General features: G+C 75.9%; 20 protein-coding genes. 4 read left to right on the plus strand and 16 right to left on the minus strand.

Going from position 1 to position 20156, the window contains the following annotated elements; translation table 11 throughout:
• Positions 1–53 precede the first annotated feature (53 nt).
• From fabF to ACFCX4_RS20920, 5 genes are all read right to left on the minus strand, one after another.
• A complete protein-coding gene (fabF, locus tag ACFCX4_RS20900) occupies positions 54–1319 on the minus strand; it encodes a beta-ketoacyl-ACP synthase II (protein WP_376144545.1) in 1266 nt (421 codons plus the stop codon).
• Positions 1320–1464: 145 nt separating this feature from the next.
• A complete protein-coding gene (locus tag ACFCX4_RS20905) occupies positions 1465–1707 on the minus strand; it encodes an acyl carrier protein (protein ID WP_350546381.1) in 243 nt (80 codons plus the stop codon).
• A gap of 81 nt (positions 1708–1788) precedes the next feature.
• A complete protein-coding gene (locus ACFCX4_RS20910) occupies positions 1789–2823 on the minus strand; it encodes a beta-ketoacyl-ACP synthase III (protein WP_376144547.1) in 1035 nt (344 codons plus the stop codon).
• Positions 2820–3770, minus strand: a complete 951-nt coding sequence (locus ACFCX4_RS20915) for an ACP S-malonyltransferase (RefSeq protein WP_376144549.1) — start codon at positions 3768–3770, stop codon at positions 2820–2822. The genes ACFCX4_RS20910 and ACFCX4_RS20915 overlap by 4 nt, the downstream gene beginning before the upstream one ends.
• A gap of 90 nt (positions 3771–3860) precedes the next feature.
• A complete protein-coding gene (locus tag ACFCX4_RS20920; RefSeq protein WP_376144579.1) occupies positions 3861–5057 on the minus strand; it encodes a PucR family transcriptional regulator in 1197 nt (398 codons plus the stop codon).
• A gap of 263 nt (positions 5058–5320) precedes the next feature.
• Here ACFCX4_RS20920 and ACFCX4_RS20925 point away from each other — a divergent pair, with 263 nt between their 5' ends.
• Entirely contained in the window at positions 5321–6097 is a 777-nt protein-coding gene (locus ACFCX4_RS20925) for a pirin family protein (RefSeq protein WP_376144551.1), read from the plus strand.
• Positions 6098–6101: 4 nt separating this feature from the next.
• Here the strand turns inward: ACFCX4_RS20925 and ACFCX4_RS20930 are convergent, their stop codons facing one another.
• Positions 6102–6938: a serine hydrolase domain-containing protein gene (locus ACFCX4_RS20930; protein WP_376144553.1), complete on the minus strand. Its 837-nt coding sequence runs from the start codon at positions 6936–6938 to the stop codon at positions 6102–6104.
• A 92-nt stretch (positions 6939–7030) separates the two neighbouring features.
• Here ACFCX4_RS20930 and ACFCX4_RS20935 point away from each other — a divergent pair, with 92 nt between their 5' ends.
• Entirely contained in the window at positions 7031–7495 is a 465-nt protein-coding gene (locus tag ACFCX4_RS20935; RefSeq protein ID WP_376144555.1) for a MerR family transcriptional regulator, read from the plus strand.
• 7 nt (positions 7496–7502) lie between these two features.
• On the opposite strand, the gene ACFCX4_RS20940 is transcribed toward ACFCX4_RS20935, so the two are convergent.
• The gene (locus tag ACFCX4_RS20940; protein ID WP_376144556.1) at positions 7503–8081 is read right to left on the minus strand and encodes a TIGR03086 family metal-binding protein; all 579 of its coding nucleotides are present in this window, start codon (positions 8079–8081) and stop codon (positions 7503–7505) included.
• A 99-nt stretch (positions 8082–8180) separates the two neighbouring features.
• On the opposite strand from ACFCX4_RS20940, the gene ACFCX4_RS20945 reads away from it, so the two are divergent.
• Positions 8181–9158: a helix-turn-helix transcriptional regulator gene (locus ACFCX4_RS20945; RefSeq protein WP_376144558.1), complete on the plus strand. Its 978-nt coding sequence runs from the start codon at positions 8181–8183 to the stop codon at positions 9156–9158.
• Positions 9159–9255: 97 nt separating this feature from the next.
• On the opposite strand, the gene ACFCX4_RS20950 is transcribed toward ACFCX4_RS20945, so the two are convergent.
• The 7 genes from ACFCX4_RS20950 to ACFCX4_RS20980 form a co-directional block, all read right to left on the minus strand.
• On the minus strand, positions 9256–10467 hold the full coding sequence (locus ACFCX4_RS20950) for an alpha/beta hydrolase (protein WP_376144560.1): 1212 nt from the start codon (positions 10465–10467) through the stop codon (positions 9256–9258).
• Between the two features lie 239 nt (positions 10468–10706).
• Complete coding sequence (locus ACFCX4_RS20955) at positions 10707–10973, minus strand: hypothetical protein (RefSeq protein WP_376144562.1); 267 nt, start codon at positions 10971–10973, stop codon at positions 10707–10709.
• 176 nt (positions 10974–11149) lie between these two features.
• Positions 11150–12388: an acyltransferase gene (locus ACFCX4_RS20960; protein ID WP_376144564.1), complete on the minus strand. Its 1239-nt coding sequence runs from the start codon at positions 12386–12388 to the stop codon at positions 11150–11152.
• Positions 12389–12500: 112 nt separating this feature from the next.
• A complete protein-coding gene (locus tag ACFCX4_RS20965; RefSeq protein ID WP_376144565.1) occupies positions 12501–13637 on the minus strand; it encodes an alpha/beta hydrolase in 1137 nt (378 codons plus the stop codon).
• Positions 13638–13795: 158 nt separating this feature from the next.
• Positions 13796–14470: a response regulator gene (locus tag ACFCX4_RS20970; RefSeq protein WP_376144567.1), complete on the minus strand. Its 675-nt coding sequence runs from the start codon at positions 14468–14470 to the stop codon at positions 13796–13798.
• Positions 14471–14489: 19 nt separating this feature from the next.
• Positions 14490–15869 (minus strand): sensor histidine kinase, encoded by a 1380-nt coding sequence (locus ACFCX4_RS20975; protein ID WP_376144569.1) that lies wholly within the window; start codon positions 15867–15869, stop codon positions 14490–14492.
• A 206-nt stretch (positions 15870–16075) separates the two neighbouring features.
• Entirely contained in the window at positions 16076–16759 is a 684-nt protein-coding gene (locus ACFCX4_RS20980; RefSeq protein WP_376144571.1) for a TetR family transcriptional regulator, read from the minus strand.
• Positions 16760–16976: 217 nt separating this feature from the next.
• Here ACFCX4_RS20980 and ACFCX4_RS20985 point away from each other — a divergent pair, with 217 nt between their 5' ends.
• Positions 16977–18581, plus strand: coding sequence for an MFS transporter (locus ACFCX4_RS20985; protein ID WP_376144573.1), 1605 nt, complete (start codon positions 16977–16979; stop codon positions 18579–18581).
• A 107-nt stretch (positions 18582–18688) separates the two neighbouring features.
• Here the strand turns inward: ACFCX4_RS20985 and ACFCX4_RS20990 are convergent, their stop codons facing one another.
• Both ACFCX4_RS20990 and ACFCX4_RS20995 read right to left on the minus strand, forming a co-directional pair.
• Positions 18689–19468, minus strand: coding sequence for a hypothetical protein (locus ACFCX4_RS20990; RefSeq protein ID WP_376144575.1), 780 nt, complete (start codon positions 19466–19468; stop codon positions 18689–18691).
• Between the two features lie 113 nt (positions 19469–19581).
• Positions 19582–20022, minus strand: a complete 441-nt coding sequence (locus ACFCX4_RS20995; protein ID WP_376144577.1) for a nitroreductase/quinone reductase family protein — start codon at positions 20020–20022, stop codon at positions 19582–19584.
• Positions 20023–20156 lie beyond the last annotated feature (134 nt).

Genomic DNA, 20156 nt, shown 5'->3' on the forward strand with positions numbered 1-20156 from the left:
AGACAGCACCAGGTGGGTGCCGGCCCCTCGGGCGCGTCCGGGGACGGGAGCGGTCAGCGGGTGCGGAAGGCCAGCACCACGTTGTGGCCGCCGAAGCCGAACGAGTTGTTCAGCGCCGCGATCGGGCCCTCGGGCAGCTTGCGGGGCTCGCCGCGCACGATGTCCGCGTCCACGTCGTCGTCCAGCTCCTCGACGTTGATGGTCGGCGGGGCGAGGCGGTGGTACAGGGCCTGCACGGTGGCGACCGTCTCGATGCCGCCGGCGCCGCCCAGCAGGTGGCCGGTCATCGACTTGGTGGCCGAGACCGCGATGTGGTCGAGGTCCTCGCCCAGCTCCTTGCGCAGGGCCTTCAGCTCGGCCGTGTCACCCTGCGGGGTCGAGGTGGCGTGCGCGTTGACGTGCACGATCTCGGCCTTGTCCAGCTGGTTGCGGTCGAACAGGTCGGCCAGCGCGCGGGCCACGCCGGCACCGGTCGGCTCCGGCTGGGCGATGTGGTGGGCGTCCGAGGACAGACCCTGGCCGACCGCCTCGCAGTAGATCCGGGCGCCGCGGGCCTCGGCGTGCTCCACGGACTCCAGGACGACCACGCCGGCGCCCTCGCCCAGCACGAAGCCGTCCCGGCCCTTGTCGTACGGGCGGGAGGCGCGCTCGGGCTCGTCGTTGTTCTTGGACATCGCCATCATGTTGGCGAACGCCGCGATCGGCAGCGGGTGGATCGCCGCCTCGGTGCCGCCGGCCACCACGACGTCGGCGCGGCCGCTGCGGATCATCTCGATCGCGTAGCCGATCGCCTCGGCGCCGGAGGCGCAGGCGGAGACGGGGGTGTGCACACCCGCGCGGGCGCCGACCTCCAGGCCGACGTTGGCCGCCGGGGAGTTGGGCATCAGCATCGGGACGGTGTGCGGGGAGACCTTGCGGGCGCCCTTCTCCTTCAGCACGTCGTACTGGTCGAGCAGGGTGGTCACGCCGCCGATGCCGGAGGCGATCACGGCGCCCAGGCGCTCCGGGGCCAGCTTGGAGGACTCGTCGGTGGCCGGGGTCTCGTAACCGGCGTCGGCCCAGGCCTCGCGGGCGGCGATCAGCGCGAACTGCGCGGAGCGGTCGAGCTTGCGGGCCAGCGGGCGGGGCAGGATCTCGCCCGGCTCCACGGCGGTGCGCGCGGCGATCCGCACGGGCAGATCGGCGGCCCACTCCTCGGTCAGGGCTGCCACCCCGGAGCGCCCGGCGAGCAGGTTCTCCCAGGTGGTGGCGGCGTCGCCGCCCAGCGGCGTGAAGGCGCCGATACCCGTGACGACCACGGTACGGTTTTCAACGGTCACTGGATCTTCTTCTCTCACGTTTGTGCGGGGGGTCGGCGGCGGGCCGAAGGTGAGCCCGGCCGGGCGCCCGGTGGGGCGTCCCGGCCGGCGGGTCGGCCGACCCGGTGGGAGCCGGCCGATGTCAGGCGTCGAACGAGTCGACCGCTCAGGCGTGGGTGAGGATGTAGTCCACCGCGTCGCCGACGGTCTTCAGGTTCTTGACCTCGTCGTCCGGGATCTTGACGTCGAAGCGCTCCTCGGCGGCCACGACGACCTCGACCATGGACAGCGAGTCGACGTCCAGGTCGTCGGTGAAGGACTTGTCGAGCTCGACGTCCTCGGTCGGGATGCCGGCGATCTCGTTGACGATCTCGGCGAGACCTTCCAGGACCTCGTCCTTGGTAGCCATACTGGCTGCTCCTCTTCGGTGTTGAATGCGGCCGCCCGGCGGACGGACGCGGGTTTTGCGGGTTGGATCGGGCGAAAACGCCTAGGGGAGCGTAACGACTGCCGCGGCGTACACGAGACCCGCCCCGAACCCGATGATCAGAGCGAGGTCGCCGCTGCGTGCCTCGCCGCTCTCCAGCATGCGCTCCATCGCCAGCGGGATGGAGGCCGCCGAGGTGTTCCCGGTCTCCGCGATGTCGCGGGCGACCGGCACCGACTCGGGCAGCTTGAGCGCCTTGATCATCGCGTCGGTGATCCGGTTGTTGGCCTGGTGCGGGATGAAGGCGCCGAGCTGGTCGGCGGTGACCCCGGCGGCGTCCAGCGCCTGCTGGGCCACCTTGGCCATCTCCCAGACCGCCCAGCGGAAGACCGTCTGGCCCTCCATCCGCAGGGCCGGCCACTTGAGCTCCTCGCCGGCGCCGTTGACGGCGTCCGGCTTGGCGAAGGCGGTGTCCCAGGCCTGGGTCTGGGAGATGACGTCGCGCTGCGAGCCGTCCGACCCCCAGACGACCTTGCCGATGCCGGGGATGTCGGACGGGCCGACGATCGCGGCGCCGGCGCCGTCGCCGAAGATGAACGCGGTCGAGCGGTCCGAGGTGTCGGTCAGGTCGCTGAGCCGCTCCACGCCGATCACCAGCACGTACTCGGCACTGCCGCCGCGGACCATGCCGTCGGCCAGGCCCAGGCCGTAGCCGAAGCCCGCGCAGGCGGCCGAGATGTCGAAGGCCGGGGCGGTGCCGCAGCCGAGCCGCTCGGCGATCTCGGTGGCGACGGCCGGGGTCTGCTTGAGGTGCGAGACCGTGGCGACGATCACGCCGCCGATCCGGGACGGGTCGATGCCGGCCTGGGCGATCGCCTTGCCGGCGGCCTGCACCGACATCTCGGCGACCGACTCCTCCGGGCCGGCCCAGCGGCGCTCGGCGATCCCGCTGCGGGTGCGGATCCACTCGTCCGAGGAGTCGATCCAGGTCAGGACCTCGGCGTTGGGGATCACCCGGACCGGGCGGTAGCCGCCCACGCCGTGGATGCGTGAGTACTGGGCGCCGGTGACCGGGCGGATCCGATGGGTGTCGCTCATGCCTGCTGCTCCTGCTCCTGACCGCCGTGCTCCGCGACGAGCTCGCGGGCCCGGTCCAGGTCGGCGGGGGTCTTGAGGGCAAGCGTCGCCACGCCCTTGAGGTTGCGCTTGACCAGTCCGGTGAGGGTGCCCGCCGGGGCGAGCTCGATGACGGCGGTGGCGCCCAGCTCCCGCAGGGTCTCCATGCAGAGGTCCCAGCGGACCGGGTTGGAGACCTGCGACACCAGGCGGTCCAGCACCTCGGCGCCGGAGGCGACGACCGCGCCGTCCTGGTTGGAGACGTAGGCGACCTTCGGGTCGGCGACCGGCAGGCCCGGGGCCAGCTTGGCCAGCCGCTCGACGCCGGGGGCCATGTGGACGGTGTGGAACGCGCCCGCGACCTTCAGTGCGATCAGCCGGGCGCCGGCCGGCGGGTCCTCGCGCAGCGCGTCCAGCTGCGGCAGGGTGCCGGCCGCGACGATCTGGCCGCCGCCGTTGTTGTTGGCCGCGGTCAGACCGTGCTCGGCCAGCTTGTCGGCGACCGCCTGCGGGTCGCCGCCGAGCACCGCGAGCATGCCGGTCTCGGTGGCCGCGGCGGCCTCGGCCATGGCCAGGCTGCGCTCGCGGACGAAGGTCAGCGCGTCACGGGCGCTCAGCACGCCGGCGCCGGCCGCGGCGGTGATCTCGCCGACGCTGTGGCCGGCCACGGCGCCGACCAGCGCGCGGGCGGCGTCCTCGTCCGGGAACAGCGCACGCGCGGTCACCAGGCCGGCGGCCACCAGCAGCGGCTGGGCGACGGCGGTGTCCTTGATCTCCTCGGCGTCCGCCTCGGTGCCCGCGCGCACGAGGTCGAGCCCGGCGACCTCCGACCAGCCCCGCAGGCGGTCGGCGACACCGTCGAGCTCCAGCCAGGGGCTGAGGAATCCGGGGGTCTGAGCACCCTGTCCAGGGGCGACGATTACGAGCACGGTTCAACCCTCTCTCGCCAGGCGCCCGGGGGCGGGTAGGCGACGGTAACGAAGAAAAGCATCCGGGATTGTAAGGTCCCTACAGCGTGGTCAGCTTGACTCTCCGGCGGCCGTGAGCCGCCCCAGCGCCAGTGCGATACGCAGGGTGAAGGCCGAACGCACGTCGGAGGGAGCGTAGCCCGTGACGTCGGTCACACGTCGGAGCCGGTAGCGCACCGTGTTGGGGTGGACGAAGAGCATCCGGGCGGCTCCCTCCAGCGACGAGGCCTGTTCCAGGTAGACACTCAAGGTCTCCAGGAGTGCCGAGCCGGCCTCGTCCAGCGGTGTGTAGATCTCCTCCACCAGCTGGCGCCGGGCCGCCTGGTCACCGGCCAGCGCGCGCTCCGGGAGCAGGTCGTCCGCCAGCGCCGGCCGCGGGGCGTCCGGCCACGCCGCGCAGGCCCGCAGGCCGGCCGCGGCGGCGTGCGCCGAGCGGGTCGCCGACAGCAGGTCCGGGACGGTCGGGCCGACCACCACCGGGCCCGGCGCGAACTGGCCGATCAGCGCCCGGGCCGCGTGCACCGGCTCCTTCTCGCCGCCGACCACGACCACCAGGCGCTTGCCCAGCACCCCGGTCAGCACGTGCAGCTTCGCGTACCGGGCGGCCCGGCGGATGGCCTCGACCACCAGCTCGCTGTCGCCGTCCGGGGCGGAGCCCATCACCACCCGCACCTGGCTCGGCTGGCCCCAGCCCAGTGCGGCGGCCCGCGACAGCACGCCCTCGTCGGCGTCGCCGGACAGCAGCGAGTTCACCACCAGCGCCTCCAGCCGGGCGTCCCAGGCGCCCCGGGCCTCGGCGGCCTGGGCGTACACCTGGGCGGTGGCGAAGGCGATCTCCCGGGCGTAGACCAGCACCGACTCCCGCATGTCGGCCTCGTCGCCGGGGGCGGCCACCTCCTCGATGGCCTCCTCCATCACCTCGATGGTGGTGCGGATCAGCTCGACGGTCTGGCGCAGGGTGATCGCCCTGGTCAGCTCGCGCGGCGCGGTGCCGAAGACATCGGTGGAGATCGCCTGCGGGGTGTCCGGCTTGCGGTACCACTCGGTGAACGCGGCGATGCCGGCCTGGGCGACCAGACCGATCCAGGAACGGTGCTCCGGCGGCATCCGCCGGTACCAGCCGAGCTGGTCGTCCATCCGGGCGATCGCGGCCGAGGCGAGCTTGCCCGACGACTTCTCCAGCCGCTTGAGGGTCGCGGCCCGCCGCTCGGCGCGTTCGGCGGCGAGCCGGCGCTCCTGCGCGGTCAGGCGCGGTGCCGCCCGTCCGGGCCGGTCTCTCCCGGCGCCGGGCGTCGGGCTCTTCCCGCCCTTGTCGGGGTCGGCGGTCGGGTCGCTCTTGGAGTTCGCGGAAGCGGCTGGCACAGGGACAAGACTGCCTCACCGGAGTGACTGCTCGTGCACAGGGCCCGGCGGAGGCCGGTGGCCGGCGGCCGGGGCACCGGGCGGACGACCGCCGGCGCCGGGTCCGCGGCGCCCCGGGCCGGGCCCGCCGGCAGGCTACGGTGGTCGGCGTGACCGATGCCCCCGCCCGCCCCCGGGCCGACCTGCGCCGGACCGCCGAGCGCTACCGCTCGACCCCCGCCGAGGGCGTCGAGACCCGCCACGCGTTCTCCTTCTCCGGGCACTACGACCCGAGGAACACGCACTTCGGCGCGCTGCTCGCGTGCAACGAGGAGCTCCTCGCCCCCGGCGCCGGGTTCGACGAGCACAAGCACCGCGACACCGAGATCCTCACCTGGGTGCTGGAGGGCGCGCTCGCCCACCGGGACTCGCACGGGCACAGCGGGGTGGTCCGGCCCGGCATGCTCCAGCACCTCGGCGCCGGCTCCGGCGTCACCCACACCGAGCGCAACGTCGGCGGGGCGGACGGCCCGGTCCGCTTCGTCCAGATGTGGCTGCAGCCGGACACCTTCGACGCGCCCCCCGTCTACGGGCTGCGCGCGGTGGAGCGCGCGGCCGACGGGCTGACGCTGCTCGCCTCCGGGACGGAGCGCGACGCCGGGACCGGGGCGCTGCGGCTGCGGCGCGCCGACGCCGCCCTGTGGCTGGTCACCGCCGGTCCGTGGCAGCCGCTGCCCCCGCTGCCGGCCGCCGCCTACCGCTACGCCCACCTCACGGTCGGGTCGCTCGGCTACCGCACGGTGCCGGGGCCGCAGGGCGGGGGACGCTCGATGGTCCCCGGCGACAGCGTGCGGATCACCGGGGACGCCTTCGCGGCGCCGACGGCCGGCGGGGCCGGCGCGGAGCTGCTCCTCTGGGAGATGCACTCGCCGGTCTCGTACGGCTGACCCGCTACCGGCCGCCGAGCTCGGCGAGCACCGCGTCGCCGAGGACCGGCCAGGCCTCGGCGGCCCACGGGCCGAAGTCGCGGTCGGTGAGCGCGACGCAGGCCGCGCCGGCCTCCGGGTCCACCCAGAGGAAGGTGCCGGACTGGCCGAAGTGCCCGAAGGTGGCGGGGGAGTTGGCGGTGCCGGTCCAGTGCGGCGCCTTGCCGTCGCGGATCTCGAAGCCGAGGCCCCAGTCGTTCGGCCGGCGGTGGCCGAAGCCGGGCAGCACCCCGCTGGTGCCGGGGAAGGCGACCTCGCGGGTGGCGGCGCGCAGCGTGCCCGGGTCGAGCAGCCTGGGCGCCTGCAGCTCGGCGGCGAACCGGGTGAGGTCCGCGACCGTGGAGAGGCCGCCCGCGCCCGCCGGGGCGCGGTGCGCGGTGTTGATCAGGGTGGCGTGCATGCCGAGCGGCCGGAACACGGCCTCGGCGGCGTAGCGGCCGAACTCGATGCCGGCGGCCTGCTCCAGGGTCCGGGCCAGCACGTCGAAACCGGCGTTCGAGTAGAGCCGCCGGTTGCCGGGCGCGGCCATCACCCGGTGCTCGTCGAAGGCCAGGCCCGAGGTGTGGGCCAGCAGGTGGCGGACGGTCGAGCCCTCCGGCCCGGCCGGGTCGTCCAGCTCGAAGACGCCCTCCTCGACCGCGACCAGCACCGCGTAGGAGGTGAGCAGCTTGGTCACCGAGGCCAGCGGGAACAGGTGGTCCTGCGGTCCGTGGGTGCCCAGCACGGCGCCGTCCGCGCCCCGTACGACGGCGGCGGCCGCGTGCGGCACCTGCCAGGTCTCGATCTTCCGCAAGCTCTCCATGGGGCCCGACTCTAACCGGGCCGCGCGGCCCCGCGGGATGGCAGGCTTGCCGGGTGGGCAACGCTCAGCGCTCGTCACCGGGGGGACAGACCATGACCGTACTCGCATCCTTCGAGGCCGGGCGGCTGCGCAGCTGCCACGAGGTGTTCCGGGAACCGGTCGGCGAGGCCGACCGGACGCCCCGCCACACCATCGGCGAGGTGTCGGCGGCCAGCGGGCTGACCGCGCACACCCTGCGCTGGTACGAGCGGATCGGCCTGCTCGACCCGGTGGACCGCTCGGCCTCCGGCCAGCGCCGGTACTGCGACGCCGACCTGCACCGGCTGGCCTTCCTGGGGCGGCTGCGGCTGACCGGGATGCCGGTGGCGGACATGCTGCGGTACGTGGAGCTGGCCCGGGAGGGCGAGCGGACCTCGGCGGCGCGGCGCGACCTGCTGCTCGCCCACCGGGAGGGGGTGCGGCAGCAGATCGCGGACCTGCACGCGACGCTGGCCGTGCTCGACCACAAGATCGACGCGTACAACGGCCGGCTCAGCCAGTGCGCGCCGACGCACTAGCGATGCGTCAGACCTCGCGGCCGAGGTGGGCGGCGAGCCGGGCAGCGGCGCCGGCGCCGGCCGGGGCGGGTCGGACCGGGCCGAACGGGACGGCGCCGCCGCGCGGTTCGGCCGGCACCACGGCCAGCGCGACCGCCAGCGCCGCCTCGGCCAGGCGCTCGTCCAGCGGGAGGGCGGTGCCGAGCGCGCGGGCGATGTCCCAGGAGTGGGTGACGGTCTCCAGCACGTAGCCGCCGACCGCGGCGCGGCCGGGCACCTCGCCCCAGGGGGCGGCGGCCGGCCGGTCCAGCTTCGCGTCCTCGGCCCAGGCGGCGGTCACCCGGGCCCGGGCCCGGCCGAGGGCGGCCGGCCAGCCGTCGTCGGGCTGGTCGCCGGTCGCGGCCACGACGTCCTCGCTGCGCCCGCCCTCGCCCACGTAGGCGAGCCGGTGGATGCCGCCGACCACGTGGCCGAGCAGGGCCCGCAGGTCGTACGCGGGGCAGGGGGTGGGCCGGTCCAGGTGCTCCGGTCCGGCCTCGGCGAACAGCTTCTCCAACTGGTCGAGGGCGAGCAGGTACAGCGGGCGCGGGTCCTGGGTGGTGTCCATCTGGCGTCGACTCCCGTGGTGCGGAGGGTTTTCCGGTCGGGAGGCAATCTCCCGGTAAAACCTGACAACCATCGTCAGGTTTTCTGGGATCCTCGGGACATGAAGGCCGACCGCCTGCTCTCGATCCTGCTGCTGCTCCAGACCCGCGGCCGGGTGCCCGCCACCGAACTGGCCGAACGGCTGGAGGTGTCGGTCCGCACCATCTACCGCGACGTCGAGGCGCTCTCGGCGGCCGGCGTGCCGGTGTACACCGAGCGCGGCCGGCACGGCGGAATCAGCCTGCTGCCCGGCTACCGCACCGACGTCAGCGGTCTGACCGCGGACGAGGCGCGTGCCCTGTTCGTGCTCTCCGCCCAGGGCGCGCACAGCGACCTCGGCCTGGACGGCGCGCTCGGGTCGGCGCTGCGCAAGGTGATGGCCGCGCTGCCGGCCCCGCACCGGCCCGGCGCCGAACGGATCAGCGAGCGGGTGCTGGTGGATCCGGCGCGCTGGCTGCAGGCCGGTGCGCCGCCGGGGCCGGACCTGGGCGAGCTCCAGTACGCGGTGTTCGCCGACCGCCGGCTGCGGCTGCGCTACCGGCACGGCGGCGCGCCCGCCCCGGTGGAGTACACCGTGGACCCGTACGGCCTGGTGAGCAAGGCCGCGGTCTGGTACCTGGTGGCCGATCTGCACGGTGAGCCGCGGCTCTTCCGGGCCGACCGGGTGCTGTCCGCCGAGACCGCCGAGGAGCCGGTCCGGCGGCGGCCGGGGGTGGCGCTGGGCGAGGCCTGGGCGGTGCTGCGGGAGCAGGTGGAGCGGCTGCCCGTGGAGCTGGCCGTGCGGGTGCGGGTACGGCGCGCACGGCTGGACATGTTCGTCCGGATCCACGGCTCCCGGCTCACCGCGCCGCCGCCGGAGAGCGGCGGCGGCGCACCCGAGGAGTGGGTCGAACTCGTCCTCGGCTTCCCGGCGTTGCCCGCCGTCCGGGCGCTGCTGGCGTTCGGCGCGGACGCCGAGGTGCTCTCCCCGCCCGCCGCGCGGCGGGAGCTGGGCCGGGCCGCCGCCGACGCCGTCCGGCTCTACCAGGACGGCAGGTGACGGAGCGGCGGGCGGCACGGCGGCAGGAGGGGCGACGACGGGAGCGGCGGCGGGCGGTGCGGTACCGGCCGACGGGGCGGGGTCCGAGGGGGCCCGGTCAGGCCTCCGGGGCGGGCCGGAGCACGTCCCGGTACGCGCCGAGCGCGACGGCCGCGAAGTTGTGCAGGCTGTCGGTGCCGGTGGCGAGGTAGCCGTTGTGGCCGGAGGAGCCGGCCGAGGAGATCCGCTCGGCGCCGAACTCCGCCGAGGTCGGGTCCGCGCCGTGGCCGAGCCCGCCGACCTCCAGGTAGGGCACATTGCCGATCCAGTCGGTCTCGTTGCGGGTGGCCCAGAGGTGCACCCCGCCGCCCAGTTCCGCGGTGTCCTCCACCCCCATGCCGGGGGAGCCGAACACCACGACGTCGGTGACCCCGCTGGTGTCGGACGGGGAGGCGGCCGCCCGGGGGATGTCCGGCGCGGCGGTGCCGCAGACCACCGAGCCGTAGGAGTGGCAGAACAGCGCGGGCGGGGCCTCGGGGCGGGTGGTCTCCTTGAGCCCGGCGAGCAGCCGGCGCAGCCGGGGCGCGCCGACGTCGGCGAGCCGGGAGGTGACCGCGTCCGGGCCGAGGCCGGAGGGGGTGACGTAGCCGGTCCAGGCGATCACCGCGGTCCGGGTGCCGGGGGCCTGCCGGCCCTCCTCCCGGTACAGCGCGCGGGCCATCCCGGCGGGGGAGCGCAGCGGTTCGACGGCCTGGTCGAAGTGGCCGAGGTCGGCGTCCGAGCCGGGGACGAGCACCGCGACCCGGTCGGCGCCGCCGAGGTCGCCCCAGACCTCGGTGAGCAGCCCGCGGCCGCGCGGGTCGAAGGCCAGGATCTGCCGGCCGGGGGAGAGCAGGCTCTGTACGTCGTTGGCCCGGGAGACGGCGAGCGCGCGCTGCTCCGGGGTGAGCCGGGGGTCGGCGGCGCGGGCCCGGGCGTGGTCGCGGTCGGCGGCCAGCGCCACCCGGTTGGCCCGGTAGCGCACGGCGAGCGGGGCGCCGTCGAAGTTGCCGACCACCAGGGGGTAGGCCTCGACCAGCCGGTCCAGTTCGGCGGGGGCGAGCCGGCCGAAGAACTCGGCGGCGGCGGCCGGGGCGGTGGTGGCCGGGTCGGGCAGGTCGTGCCCGTAGGAGTGGTCCTCGACCCAGGCGGCGCTGCCGGCCGGTGGTGTGGAGATGGCCAACTGTTCGGTGGCGGCGGCGGCTTGGGCGGCCGCCGCGCCGGCATCGGCGAGGACGGCGGCACCCGCGAAGGCGCCGATCAGGATGTGCTTCCACCGTCGACGGCGCATCGCCTCAACTCCCAGAGAGTCCCGTCACCGATCCCGGACGGGGCCCGGAGGGTGGTACGACTGCCAACTTTCCAGCGCAAGCCTAGGGGCCCCGGAGGGGTACCGGGCCCGCCTTAAACTGTGGGATGGATCACATGAACCGGGGGTGACCCGGACGCGTCCTGATCGTTCGCGCGGAGACCTCTCCGCCCCGCGGCCGGGGGGCCGCGGGGGCGGCGGGCGGGGCGCGCCGGCCCGGTTCAGAGCAGCGAGTTCCAGGCCGAGACGGTGCGCGAGCCGTCGACCAGCCGGTCCGGGTGGCCGCTGCCGTCCGCCACCGAGATCCGGCGGTAGACGTCGCCGTGGAACACCCAGTACTCGCTCCGGCCGCCGACCCGCAGGCGGTCCGGGACGGGCAGGAAGCAGTTCACCGCGGCGACGCCGTTCAGCGAGGTCCACTGGGACAGCTCCCGGTCGCCGCGCTCCAGTGCGTCGGGGCGGCCGGGCCGCGGCGGGGACGGGGGCATGGAACTCCTCGGACAGGGGGCCGTCCGGGGCTCTGACTCCGGGCGGGCGCGGGGGGACCGGCCGGCGAGGGCGTCGCCCGGTCGCCGACGGTCACAGGCCATCACGGCGGGTATTGGTTCGCATGCGGAGGCAGTGCGTTCGGCGGGGCGGGTGCCGCAAGCGGGTTACCCCGGTTTCAGACCACGCCCAGCGCGTACGCCGCGAAGAACGCCGCCCCGGCGCCGGCCACCGCCCGGGCCGGGCGGGAGAACGCCGTCCACGGGCCGTCGAACCGGCGGGTGAACCGTCCGATCGCGATCAGTGCGGCGCCGAACAGCGGCAGCAGCGCCAGCCGCAGCGCGACCCAGCCGAGCGAGTCCGGCGCCACCGTCAGTCCCGGCACCGCGCCGAAGGCTGCCGCCCCCGGCACCGCGACCGCGAGCATCGCGCTCTGGTGCCAGCAGAAGATCGTCATCGCGGAGAGGTTCACCGCCACCACCGGCAGCCAGAGCAGCGGACGGCGGGTCAGCAGCCGGCCGAACCGCCCGTGCAGCAGCACCGCCGCGCCGCACTGCACCGCGGCCAGCGCCAGGACCAGCAGGGACGGCGGGTGCGAGTTGGTGCGCCCGGCGCCCGGCACGCCGACCATCGACGCCGGGTAGTGGAAGACCAGCAGCAGCACGGCGAACAGCGCCCCGCCGCCCACCAGCAGCAGCCGCGCCGCCGGCCGGCCCAGCCGGCCCCCGGCCCAGAGCACGCCCAGCTGATAGGCGAACAGCCAGCCCGGCAGGATGTTCAGCAGCCCGACCCAGGACGGCACCGACTCCGCCCACGGCCCGTAGCGCAGCAGGTCCACGACGGCGACCGCGGCGAGCAGCACGCCCGCCGACCAGCCGCCCGCCCGGCGGGCGAAGGCCGCGCAGAGCGGGGTGAGCGCGGTCAGGCCCAGGTAGACGCCGATGTACCAGAGCGGCTGCACCACCAGCGTCGAGCCGGTGCGGACGGTGCCGGCCGGGACCCCGAGCCGGGGCAGCAGCGGGACCAGCAGCGCCCAGACGGCGGCCACCCCGAGCACCGGGCGGAGCAGCCGCACCACCCGGCCGCGCAGCCAGCCGGCGACTCCGGTGCCCCGGGCCCGGGCCCGTTCCAGCGAGCGGACCGCGGAGTGGCCGCCGACCAGGAAGAACACGCCCAGCAGTTGGAGCACCCAGCTGGCCGGGGCGAAGAAACCGAGGCCGGGGGAGGAGAGCGGGCTGGCGTTGTGCAGGGCGCCCGCGGTGTCGAGGGTGAAGCCGCCGAGCAGCCAGTGGCCGGCCGGGACGGCGAGCAGGGCGATCGCGCGCAGGCCGTCCAGGGCGCGGTCGCGGTCGGCGGGGGTGCGGGCGTCCACCGTGCGGGCGGCCCGGTGCAGGGGGGCGAGCAGGGAACTGGGCATGACGGGGTCTCCGTTCGCGGCGTGCGGCGGTGATGGCGGCGGTGATGGCGGCGGCGGTGGCGTGGCGGTGACGGCTGGTGGCGGCGCCGGTGGTGGTGACGGGCGGCGCGGGTCAGCGGCCGAGGGCGATGCCGGCGAAGGCGGCCAGCGAGGCGGTGCCCGGGGCGAAGTAGCCGGTGTGGCCGTGCGAGCCGGTCGACGGCAACGGCCGGGCGCCGAAGGCCGGGTCGGTCGGGTCCGCGCCGTGGCCGAGGCCGAACAGCCGGACGTACGGCACGTTGCCGATCCAGTCGGAGCCGTTGCGGGCGGTGGCCCAGAGCGGGACGCCCGGGTCGAGGGCGGCGGCCGAGCCGACGCCCAGGCCCGGCGAGCCGAGCACCACCACGCCGGAGGCCTGCCGCGGGCCGGGCCGGGCCAGGCCGCAGACCACCGAGCCGTAGCTGTGGCAGAACACCGTGGCCGGCGCCTCCGGGCGGGTGCTGACGGCGAGTCCGTCGAGCAGCCGGGTCAGCCGCTCGGCGCCGGCCCCGGCCAGGGTCTCGGTCGCGGCGTCCGGACCCAGCCCGGCCGGGGTGGTGTACCCGGCCCAGGCGATCACGGCGGTGCGCCCGCCGGTCGCCCCGTGCAGCGCCCCGGCCATCCCGACGGGCGTGCCCAGCGGGTCGCCGGCCCGGTCGAAGGTGCGCAGGTCGATGTCGGAGCCGGGGACGACGACCGCGGTGCGCGCGGCCCCGGCGAGGTCGCCGAACACCTCGGCGACCAGCCCCCGGCCGCGCGGGTCGAAGGCGAGGAACCGGCGCGGCCCGCCGGGCGCCGCGTCGTCGAGCAGGGTGCGGTAGCGCTCGGCGCGCTCCCGGGCGGCGGTGTGGTCCTCCGGGGTGAGCGCCGGGTCGGCGGCCCGGGCCAGGGCGTGCTCGCGCTCCTCGGCGATCGCCCGGGCGTTGGCCCGGTAGCGCAGCTCGACGGGCGCGCCGTCCAGGTTGCCGACCACCAGCGGGTGGCGGACGGCCAGCGACTCCCGGGCGGCGGGCGGCAGCGGCTCGAAGAAGGCGGCCACCTCGGCGGGACGGGCGGCGGCGGGGTCGGGCAGCGGCCGGCCGAGGGTGGTGTCGGCGAGCCAGGCGGCCGTCCCGGGCGGCGGGCCGGTCACCGGGCGCTCGCCGCCGGCGGCCCAGCCGCCCGCCCCCAGCACGGCTGCCAGCGCCAGCGCGGCGGCGGCCAGCCGGCGGCTGATCCCGTTCCTCGTCATGTCCCGTCTCTCCCTCGCCCGTTCGGCTCCGACGGGAAGGACGGTAGGAACGGGTCGGCCCCGCGGACATCACTCCGCGGAGCCAACTCCCGGGTGCTACCCGGGTATCAGGGGGTTCTCCCCCGGGGGAGAACCCCACCGGGGGCCGGGGGAACGGCTCACTGCCCCGGCGTCACCAGGCCGGACTCGTAGGCGAGCACCACCGCCTGGGCGCGGTCGCGCAGGCCCAGCTTGGCCAGGATCCGGCCGATGTGGGTCTTCACGGTCTGCTCGGCGAGCACCAGCCGGGCGGCGATCTCCTGGTTCGACAGGCCGCGGGCGATCAGCTCCAGGACCTCGGTCTCGCGCGGGGTCAGCCCGTTGAGCCGCAGTTTCGGGTCCCGGCGCCGGACCGGCCGGTTCCGGGCGAAGTCCTCGATCAGCCGGCGGGTCACCGAGGGGGCCAGCAGCGCCTCCCCGGCCGCGACCACCCGGACGGCGGCGATCAGGTCGGCCGGGGGCGCGTCCTTGAGCAGGAAGCCGCTGGCGCCGGCCCGCAGCGCCTCGTAGACGTAGTCGTCCACGTCGAAGGTGGTGAGCATCAGCACCTTGGGCCGGTGCGCGCCGGGCACGGCCGGGTCCAGCAGCCGGCGGGCCGCCTCCAGGCCGTCCATGACGGGCATCCGGACGTCCATCAGCACGACGTCCGGGTGGGTGCGGCCGCTCACCTCCAGGGCCTGGGCGCCGTCCGGGGCGTCCCCCACCACGTCGATGTCGCTCTGCGCGTTCAGCAGGGCGGCGAATCCGGCCCGCACCATCGCCTGGTCGTCGACGATGATCACGCGGATGGTCATACGGTGTTCTCCCCGGGCGCTACGGTGCGGCCGCCGGCCCGTCCGGCTCCTCCGGCGCGGCGCCGGGCGGCCGGCTGTCGTCCGACCGAGTATCCGCCAAGCGGGCGAACGGCAGTACGGCGGCCACCTTGAAACCGCCGTCCGGCAGCGCCCCGGTGTCCAGCCGTCCGTCCAGCAGCCGCACCCGCTCGCGCATCCCGACCAGCCCCTGGCCGGTGCCCTCGGCCGAGGCCTCCAGCGACTCGGCCCGCACGGGCGGGGCCGCGTTGACCACGGTGACCAGCAGGGAGGCGTCGGCGACGGCCAGCGAGACCCAGGCGGCGGCCCCGGGGGCGTGCCGGACCACGTTGGCCAGCGCCTCCTGGACGATCCGGTAGACCGAGAGACCGACGGCCGGCGGCAGCACGTCGTCGGTCAGCTCCGGGGCGAGGGTCAGCTCGGCCGACACACCCGCCCGGCGGACCGTGTCGACCAGCTGGGCGAGCTGCCCGACGCCCGGCTGCGGCGCCGTCTCGCCGCCCGACTCCTCACTGCGCAGCACCCCGAGCAGGCGCCGCATCTCGGCCAGCGACTCGCGCGCGGTGCCGGCGATCGCGGTGAACTCCTCGGCGGCCTCGGCCGGGACGCCGGTGATCCGGTACGGCGCGCTGGCCGCCTGCACGGCGATCACCGACATGTGGTGGGCGACCACGTCGTGCAGTTCGCGGGCGATCCTGGCGCGCTCCTCCAGCAGGGTGCGCCGCTCGCGTTCGGCCTCGCTGATGTGCTCCTGCTCGGCGAGCAGACGGCGGGCCTCGGCGCGCTCGCGCAGCGCCCCGCCGAGCACCAGGACGGCGCCGGTCAGGGCCACCGTGAGCAGGCTGTTGTCGCCGCCGAACTCCCCGGCGGCGCCGAGCACGGAGAGCGCCAGGCCGGCCGCGGTGGTGACCGCCCAGACCGCCACCAGGGTGCGCCGGGACTCGCGCAGGGCGAGCGTCAGCATCAGCAGCAGGTAGCCCACCAGGGCGGGTGGCGGCCACGGCCAGGGGCCGGCCGCCCCGTCGGGGGCGGGGCCCGACCCGGCGGCGAGGAGCGGTGGCGCGATCAGCAGCGCGGTGGTGCCGGTCATCCACCAGGCGGGCAGCGGCCGGGTGACGGCGAGCAGCAGCGGCACCGTCTGGGCGACCGCGAGGCCGGCGGCGAGGCCCGCGTCCACCCCGTAGTCCTGGACGAGCACGTTGATCGTGGTCGGCAGCAGTGCGGCGACCGCGGCGAGGGCGAGGACGTACGGCAGTGCCCGGACCCAGCGGCGGGAGGCCTGGGCGAGCAGCGGGGCGTGGTCGGCGGACGGGCGGGTGAGCGGGCGGAGCAGCGCGCGCACCGGGCCGCCCGGGGCAGGCCCGGTGAGTGGCTCGGTCATCCGGTCAGCCTAGGGCGGCCCGGTGGCCCGGGCGTCCCACCCCGGTCCCGGGTCCGGCGTACTACCCGGGTATGACGCCCGGGCGGTGCACCGATACCCCGGGGGAGCGTCCGGCGCACCGCGCGGCCGGGCACGCGCGGTGCCCGGTGGATCCTGTCGGACAGGCCCCGGCGTCGCGGGCCCGGCAGTGATCCGCAGGACACGCCCTAGCCCTGGGCGCGCCAGTCGCCGACCAGGGCCGGGCCGAGCAGTGCGAGGTGGCGGTCGATCAGCGCGGCCATGCCGTCCGGGCCGGTGTCCTCCTGGTCGGCGCTCCAGGACATGTGCGCGGCGCGCAGCACGCCGCCGAAGGCCGCCGCGAGGACGGCGGGCCGCAGGTCCTCGGCGGGGTCGAGGCCCTCGCGCTCGGCGATCACCTGGATCAGCACCTGCTCCTGCTCGGCGGCCCGGCGCAGGTGGGAGGCGAGCAGGCCGGGGGTGTTCTCGATCATCCGGATCAGCTCCAGCGCGGCCGTCACCGAGCACGGCCCGGCGTCGGGCCCGTCCGGCCGGTCGGTGGCCCGCTGGCGCCAGGCGCCGGAGATCGCGGCGCGCAGCGCCTGCAGCGGGTTCTCCTCGGCGGGGCGGTCGCGCAGCAGCTCGATGAAGTGGTCCTCGGCCTCGGCCAGGACGGCGAGGGCGACCTCGTCCTTGTTGGCGAAGTAGCGGAAGAAGGTGCGCTGGGAGACGTCGACGGCGCCGGCGATCTCGTCGACGGTGGTGTGGGCGAAGCCCTGGCCGAGGAAGAGCCGGTGGGCCGCCTCGATGAGGGCGTCCCGGGTGCGCTGCTTCTTCCGCGCGCGCAGTCCGGGCTCCGGGGCGGGGGCGGGGGAAGCGGGCTGAGCGGCCATGGCGGGGGCCTTCCGGAGGGGGGTCGGGCTGGTGACTCCGGAGGCTACTGTAGCCCTCTGACAAATGGCAGTTAGGTGCACAAGGCAGCGTTTGCCGAATGTCAGTGGCTGACATAATCTGCCGGAGTGGCGTCCGTCGGGCCGGGCACTCGTGGGGACGGGTGGGCCGGGGCGCCACCTCCACGTCCGCTCGCAGTCAGCCCCCCGGAGGGCCCAGATGAGCCAGTCCCTCACCAAGAGCGCCACGGCGGACACCCCGCCGCCCGGCACCTCACCGGCCGGGAGGGGCCTCCAGGGACACCCCTGGCTGACCCTGCTCACCGTCGCCGTCGGCGTGATGATGGTCGCCCTGGACGGCACCATCGTCGCGATCGCCAACCCGGTCATCCAGGCCGACCTCGACGCCGCGCCCTCCGAGATCCAGTGGGTGACCAGCGGCTACCTGCTCGCCCTCGCGGTCTTCCTGATCACGGCCGGCAAGATCGGCGACCGGTTCGGTCACAAGAACACCTTCCTGGTCGGCGCGGCGGGCTTCGCCGTGACCTCGGCGGCGATCGGTTTCGCCGGGAACATCCAGACGGTGATCGCCTTCCGCGTCCTCCAGGGCCTGTTCGGTGCGCTGCTCCAGCCGGCCGCGCTCGGTCTGCTGCGCGGCGCCTTCCCGGCCGAGCGGCTCAACATGGCGATCGGCATCTGGGGCGGCGTCATCGGCGCCTCCACCGCGGCCGGCCCGATCGTCGGCGGCCTGCTGGTCGAGCACGTCAACTGGGAGTCGGTCTTCTTCATCAACATCCCGGTCGGTCTGGTCGCGCTGGCCCTGGGCCTGTGGATCCTCAGGGACGTGCGGGCCGGGAACGTCGCCAGGTCCTTCGACGTCCCGGGCATCGCGCTGCTCTCGGCGGCGATGTTCGCGCTGGTCTTCGGCATCATCAAGGCCCCCGAGTGGGGCTGGGGCGACGCCGCCACGCTGCTCTTCCTGGGCGGCGCGGCCGTGCTGATGACCGCCTTCGCGCTCTGGCAGCGGGTGGCCCGGGAACCGCTGGTCCCGCTCGGCCTCTTCCGCTCGGTGCCGCTGTCGGCCGGCACCCTGCTGATGGCGCTGATGGCCTTCTCGTTCTTCGGCGCGATCTTCTTCGTCACCTTCTACCTGCAGAACGTGCACGGGATGTCGCCGGTGCAGGCGGGCGTCCACCTGCTGCCGATGACCGGCATGATGATCATCGGGTCGCCGGTGGCCGGCATCGCGATCGGCAAGCTGGGCCCGCGGATCCCGATCGTGGCCGGCATGCTGATCACCACCGTCGCGATGTTCGGCATGTCCACCCTGGACGCCGGGTCCGGCAACGGCGTGATGGCGCTCTGGTTCGTCCTGATGGGCCTGGGCATCAGCCCGGTCATGGTCGGCGCCACCGAGGTCATCGTCGGCAACGCCCCGATGGAGCTCTCCGGCGTCGCCGGCGGCCTCCAGCAGTCCGCGATGCAGGTCGGCGGCAGCCTCGGCACCGCCGTGCTGGGCGCGCTGATGGCCGCCAGGGTCACCGACGTGCTGCCCGGCAACTGGGACAGGGCCGGGCTGCCGCCGGTCGACCCGGCCGCGAGCGAGGGCCTCAACCTGGCCGCCCAGCTGGGAATCGCCCCGCCCGCCCCGGCCGGCACCCCGCAGCAGGCGGTCGACGCGATGGCCGGGGCCGTCCACGACTCCTTCGTCAGCGGCATGTCGCTGGCCTTCGCGGTCGCCGCGGTGGTCGCCTTCGCCGCCGCCCTGCTCGGGCTGCTGACCCGCCGCGGCACCACCGACGCCGGGCCGGCCGTCCACATCTGACGCCCCGCCCGCCCCGCCCGCACCGCCCGACGGCCCCGGACTCGCCCGAGTCCGGGGCCGCCGGCGCTCCGGACCGGCCCCGGGCACCGCGGACCGGCCCCGGGCGGTCAGGAGGTCGGGCAGTCGAGGGTCGGGTCGGTCTCGGCCGCCGCCCAGCAGGCCTCGGCCCGCCGCCAGTACTCCTCCTCGGAGAGCGTCGCCGACGGGCTCGGGGAGGGGCGCACCTGCGCGGGGCCGAAGGAACTGCCGCCGGCCGGGGGCGCGGTGGACGCCGCGGCCTGCGGCGTCCGGGTGGGACCGGGGGCCGGGACGGCCGGTGCCTGGGCGCCCGCGGACCCGGCACCGGCCGTCCCCGCGCCGGTGGACCCGGAGCCCGCCGTTCCCGTGCCCGCCGCCCCCGCGGAGCCGCCCGCCGGGGGCGGTCCGGCCGGCGGCGCGGTGGCGGTGCTCTTCGCCGTGCCCGGCTGCACCTCGGCGGAGACCAGCCCGAGGGACGGTCCCCGGCCAGGCGCGGTCCCGGGCCGGGGAGTGGTGGGCGCGGTCGGCGGCCGGCCGGACGGCGTCGGCGCGGCCGGGGGCGCGGACGGGCCCGTCTCCGGCCCGCCGGGCTCCGCCGGAGCGGAGGCGTCCGGCCCGGCGGGAACGGCGGGTTCGGCGGGGCCGGGCGGTTCGGCGGGAGTGCCTCCGCCGCCGGGCGCCTCCGGCGCGGGCACGGGCGGTCCCGGGAGTGCCGGCAGGTCCGCCACGGCCCGGTCCGGCGCGGCCGGCAGGGACACCGAGCGCCCGCCGATCTCCTCCGGAGCGGGTAACAGCTGGGACAGCAGCGCGCCGGTCGTCACCCCGACCAGCAACGCCAGGGGGAAGGCCCCCGACCTCGGTGTGCGCACGATACCCGCCCCCTCCCCTTGCCTCCCTCGGGGACACCTTAAGGGCGACTCTCGGGAAGGTTAAGGGGTAGCCGGAACCGGACCTCCCGGCTCGGGCCGCGGCGGGGCCGCGATCAGGCCGCCGGACGCAGCTCCACCAGCGGGACGACCCGGCCGGACCGGGCGCGCCAGTCGCCGAACAACGGCTCGATCGCGATCTGCCGGGTCCAGACCGCCTCGTGCTCGTCCGCGTCGAGCGGGACCGCCCGCGCCGCGAAGGTGTCCGGGCCGAGCTCGACGGTGACCTCGGGGGCGTCGGAGAGGTTGCGGTACCAGGCCGGGTCGGCCGGAGCGCCGCCGTTCAGGGCGAAGACGATCACCCGGCCGCCGTCCTCCAGGTAGACCAGGGGGGTCGTGCGGGACTCACCGCTGCGCCGGCCGCGGGTGGTGAGCAGCAGCAGGGACTTGCCGGCGAAGTCGCCGCCGACCAGGCCCTCCGCGGTCCGGAACTCGGTGATCACCCGGCGGTTGTAGTCGTTCCCGCCGTCGGCGGGCTGGGGGTGGCCGGCGTTCATGGGTGCTCTCCTCGGCTGGTCCGGTGCGTCGGGACGAGCGTAGGAGCTGACACCGGTGTGAGGTTCAAGCCGATGTGACCGGAGTCACGGCGGAGAAGCCGAGGGGCCGGCCCTCCCGCACGCGGCGGGAGGGC

Source organism: Kitasatospora sp. NPDC056327, from assembly GCF_042261735.1.
In the GTDB taxonomy this organism is placed as follows: domain Bacteria; phylum Actinomycetota; class Actinomycetes; order Streptomycetales; family Streptomycetaceae; genus Kitasatospora.

What these genes read in the sequence shown, in the direction of transcription:
- ACFCX4_RS20955 (WP_376144562.1), bottom strand. Translation starts at nt 10,973, where the DNA reads ATGCCCCCGTCCCCGCCGCGGCCCGGCCGCCCCGACGCACTGGAGCGC.
- ACFCX4_RS20980 (WP_376144571.1), bottom strand. Translation starts at nt 16,759, where the DNA reads ATGGCCGCTCAGCCCGCTTCCCCCGCCCCCGCCCCGGAGCCCGGACTG.
- ACFCX4_RS20940 (WP_376144556.1), bottom strand. Translation starts at nt 8,081, where the DNA reads ATGGACACCACCCAGGACCCGCGCCCGCTGTACCTGCTCGCCCTCGAC.
- ACFCX4_RS20975 (WP_376144569.1), bottom strand. Translation starts at nt 15,869, where the DNA reads ATGACCGAGCCACTCACCGGGCCTGCCCCGGGCGGCCCGGTGCGCGCG.
- ACFCX4_RS20910 (WP_376144547.1), bottom strand. Translation starts at nt 2,823, where the DNA reads ATGAGCGACACCCATCGGATCCGCCCGGTCACCGGCGCCCAGTACTCA.
- ACFCX4_RS20935 (WP_376144555.1), top strand. Translation starts at nt 7,031, where the DNA reads ATGACCGTACTCGCATCCTTCGAGGCCGGGCGGCTGCGCAGCTGCCAC.
- ACFCX4_RS20960 (WP_376144564.1), bottom strand. Translation starts at nt 12,388, where the DNA reads ATGCCCAGTTCCCTGCTCGCCCCCCTGCACCGGGCCGCCCGCACGGTG.
- ACFCX4_RS20950 (WP_376144560.1), bottom strand. Translation starts at nt 10,467, where the DNA reads ATGCGCCGTCGACGGTGGAAGCACATCCTGATCGGCGCCTTCGCGGGT.
- ACFCX4_RS20945 (WP_376144558.1), top strand. Translation starts at nt 8,181, where the DNA reads ATGAAGGCCGACCGCCTGCTCTCGATCCTGCTGCTGCTCCAGACCCGC.
- ACFCX4_RS20930 (WP_376144553.1), bottom strand. Translation starts at nt 6,938, where the DNA reads ATGGAGAGCTTGCGGAAGATCGAGACCTGGCAGGTGCCGCACGCGGCC.
- ACFCX4_RS20965 (WP_376144565.1), bottom strand. Translation starts at nt 13,637, where the DNA reads ATGACGAGGAACGGGATCAGCCGCCGGCTGGCCGCCGCCGCGCTGGCG.
- ACFCX4_RS20995 (WP_376144577.1), bottom strand. Translation starts at nt 20,022, where the DNA reads ATGAACGCCGGCCACCCCCAGCCCGCCGACGGCGGGAACGACTACAAC.
- ACFCX4_RS20905 (WP_350546381.1), bottom strand. Translation starts at nt 1,707, where the DNA reads ATGGCTACCAAGGACGAGGTCCTGGAAGGTCTCGCCGAGATCGTCAAC.
- ACFCX4_RS20970 (WP_376144567.1), bottom strand. Translation starts at nt 14,470, where the DNA reads ATGACCATCCGCGTGATCATCGTCGACGACCAGGCGATGGTGCGGGCC.
- ACFCX4_RS20985 (WP_376144573.1), top strand. Translation starts at nt 16,977, where the DNA reads ATGAGCCAGTCCCTCACCAAGAGCGCCACGGCGGACACCCCGCCGCCC.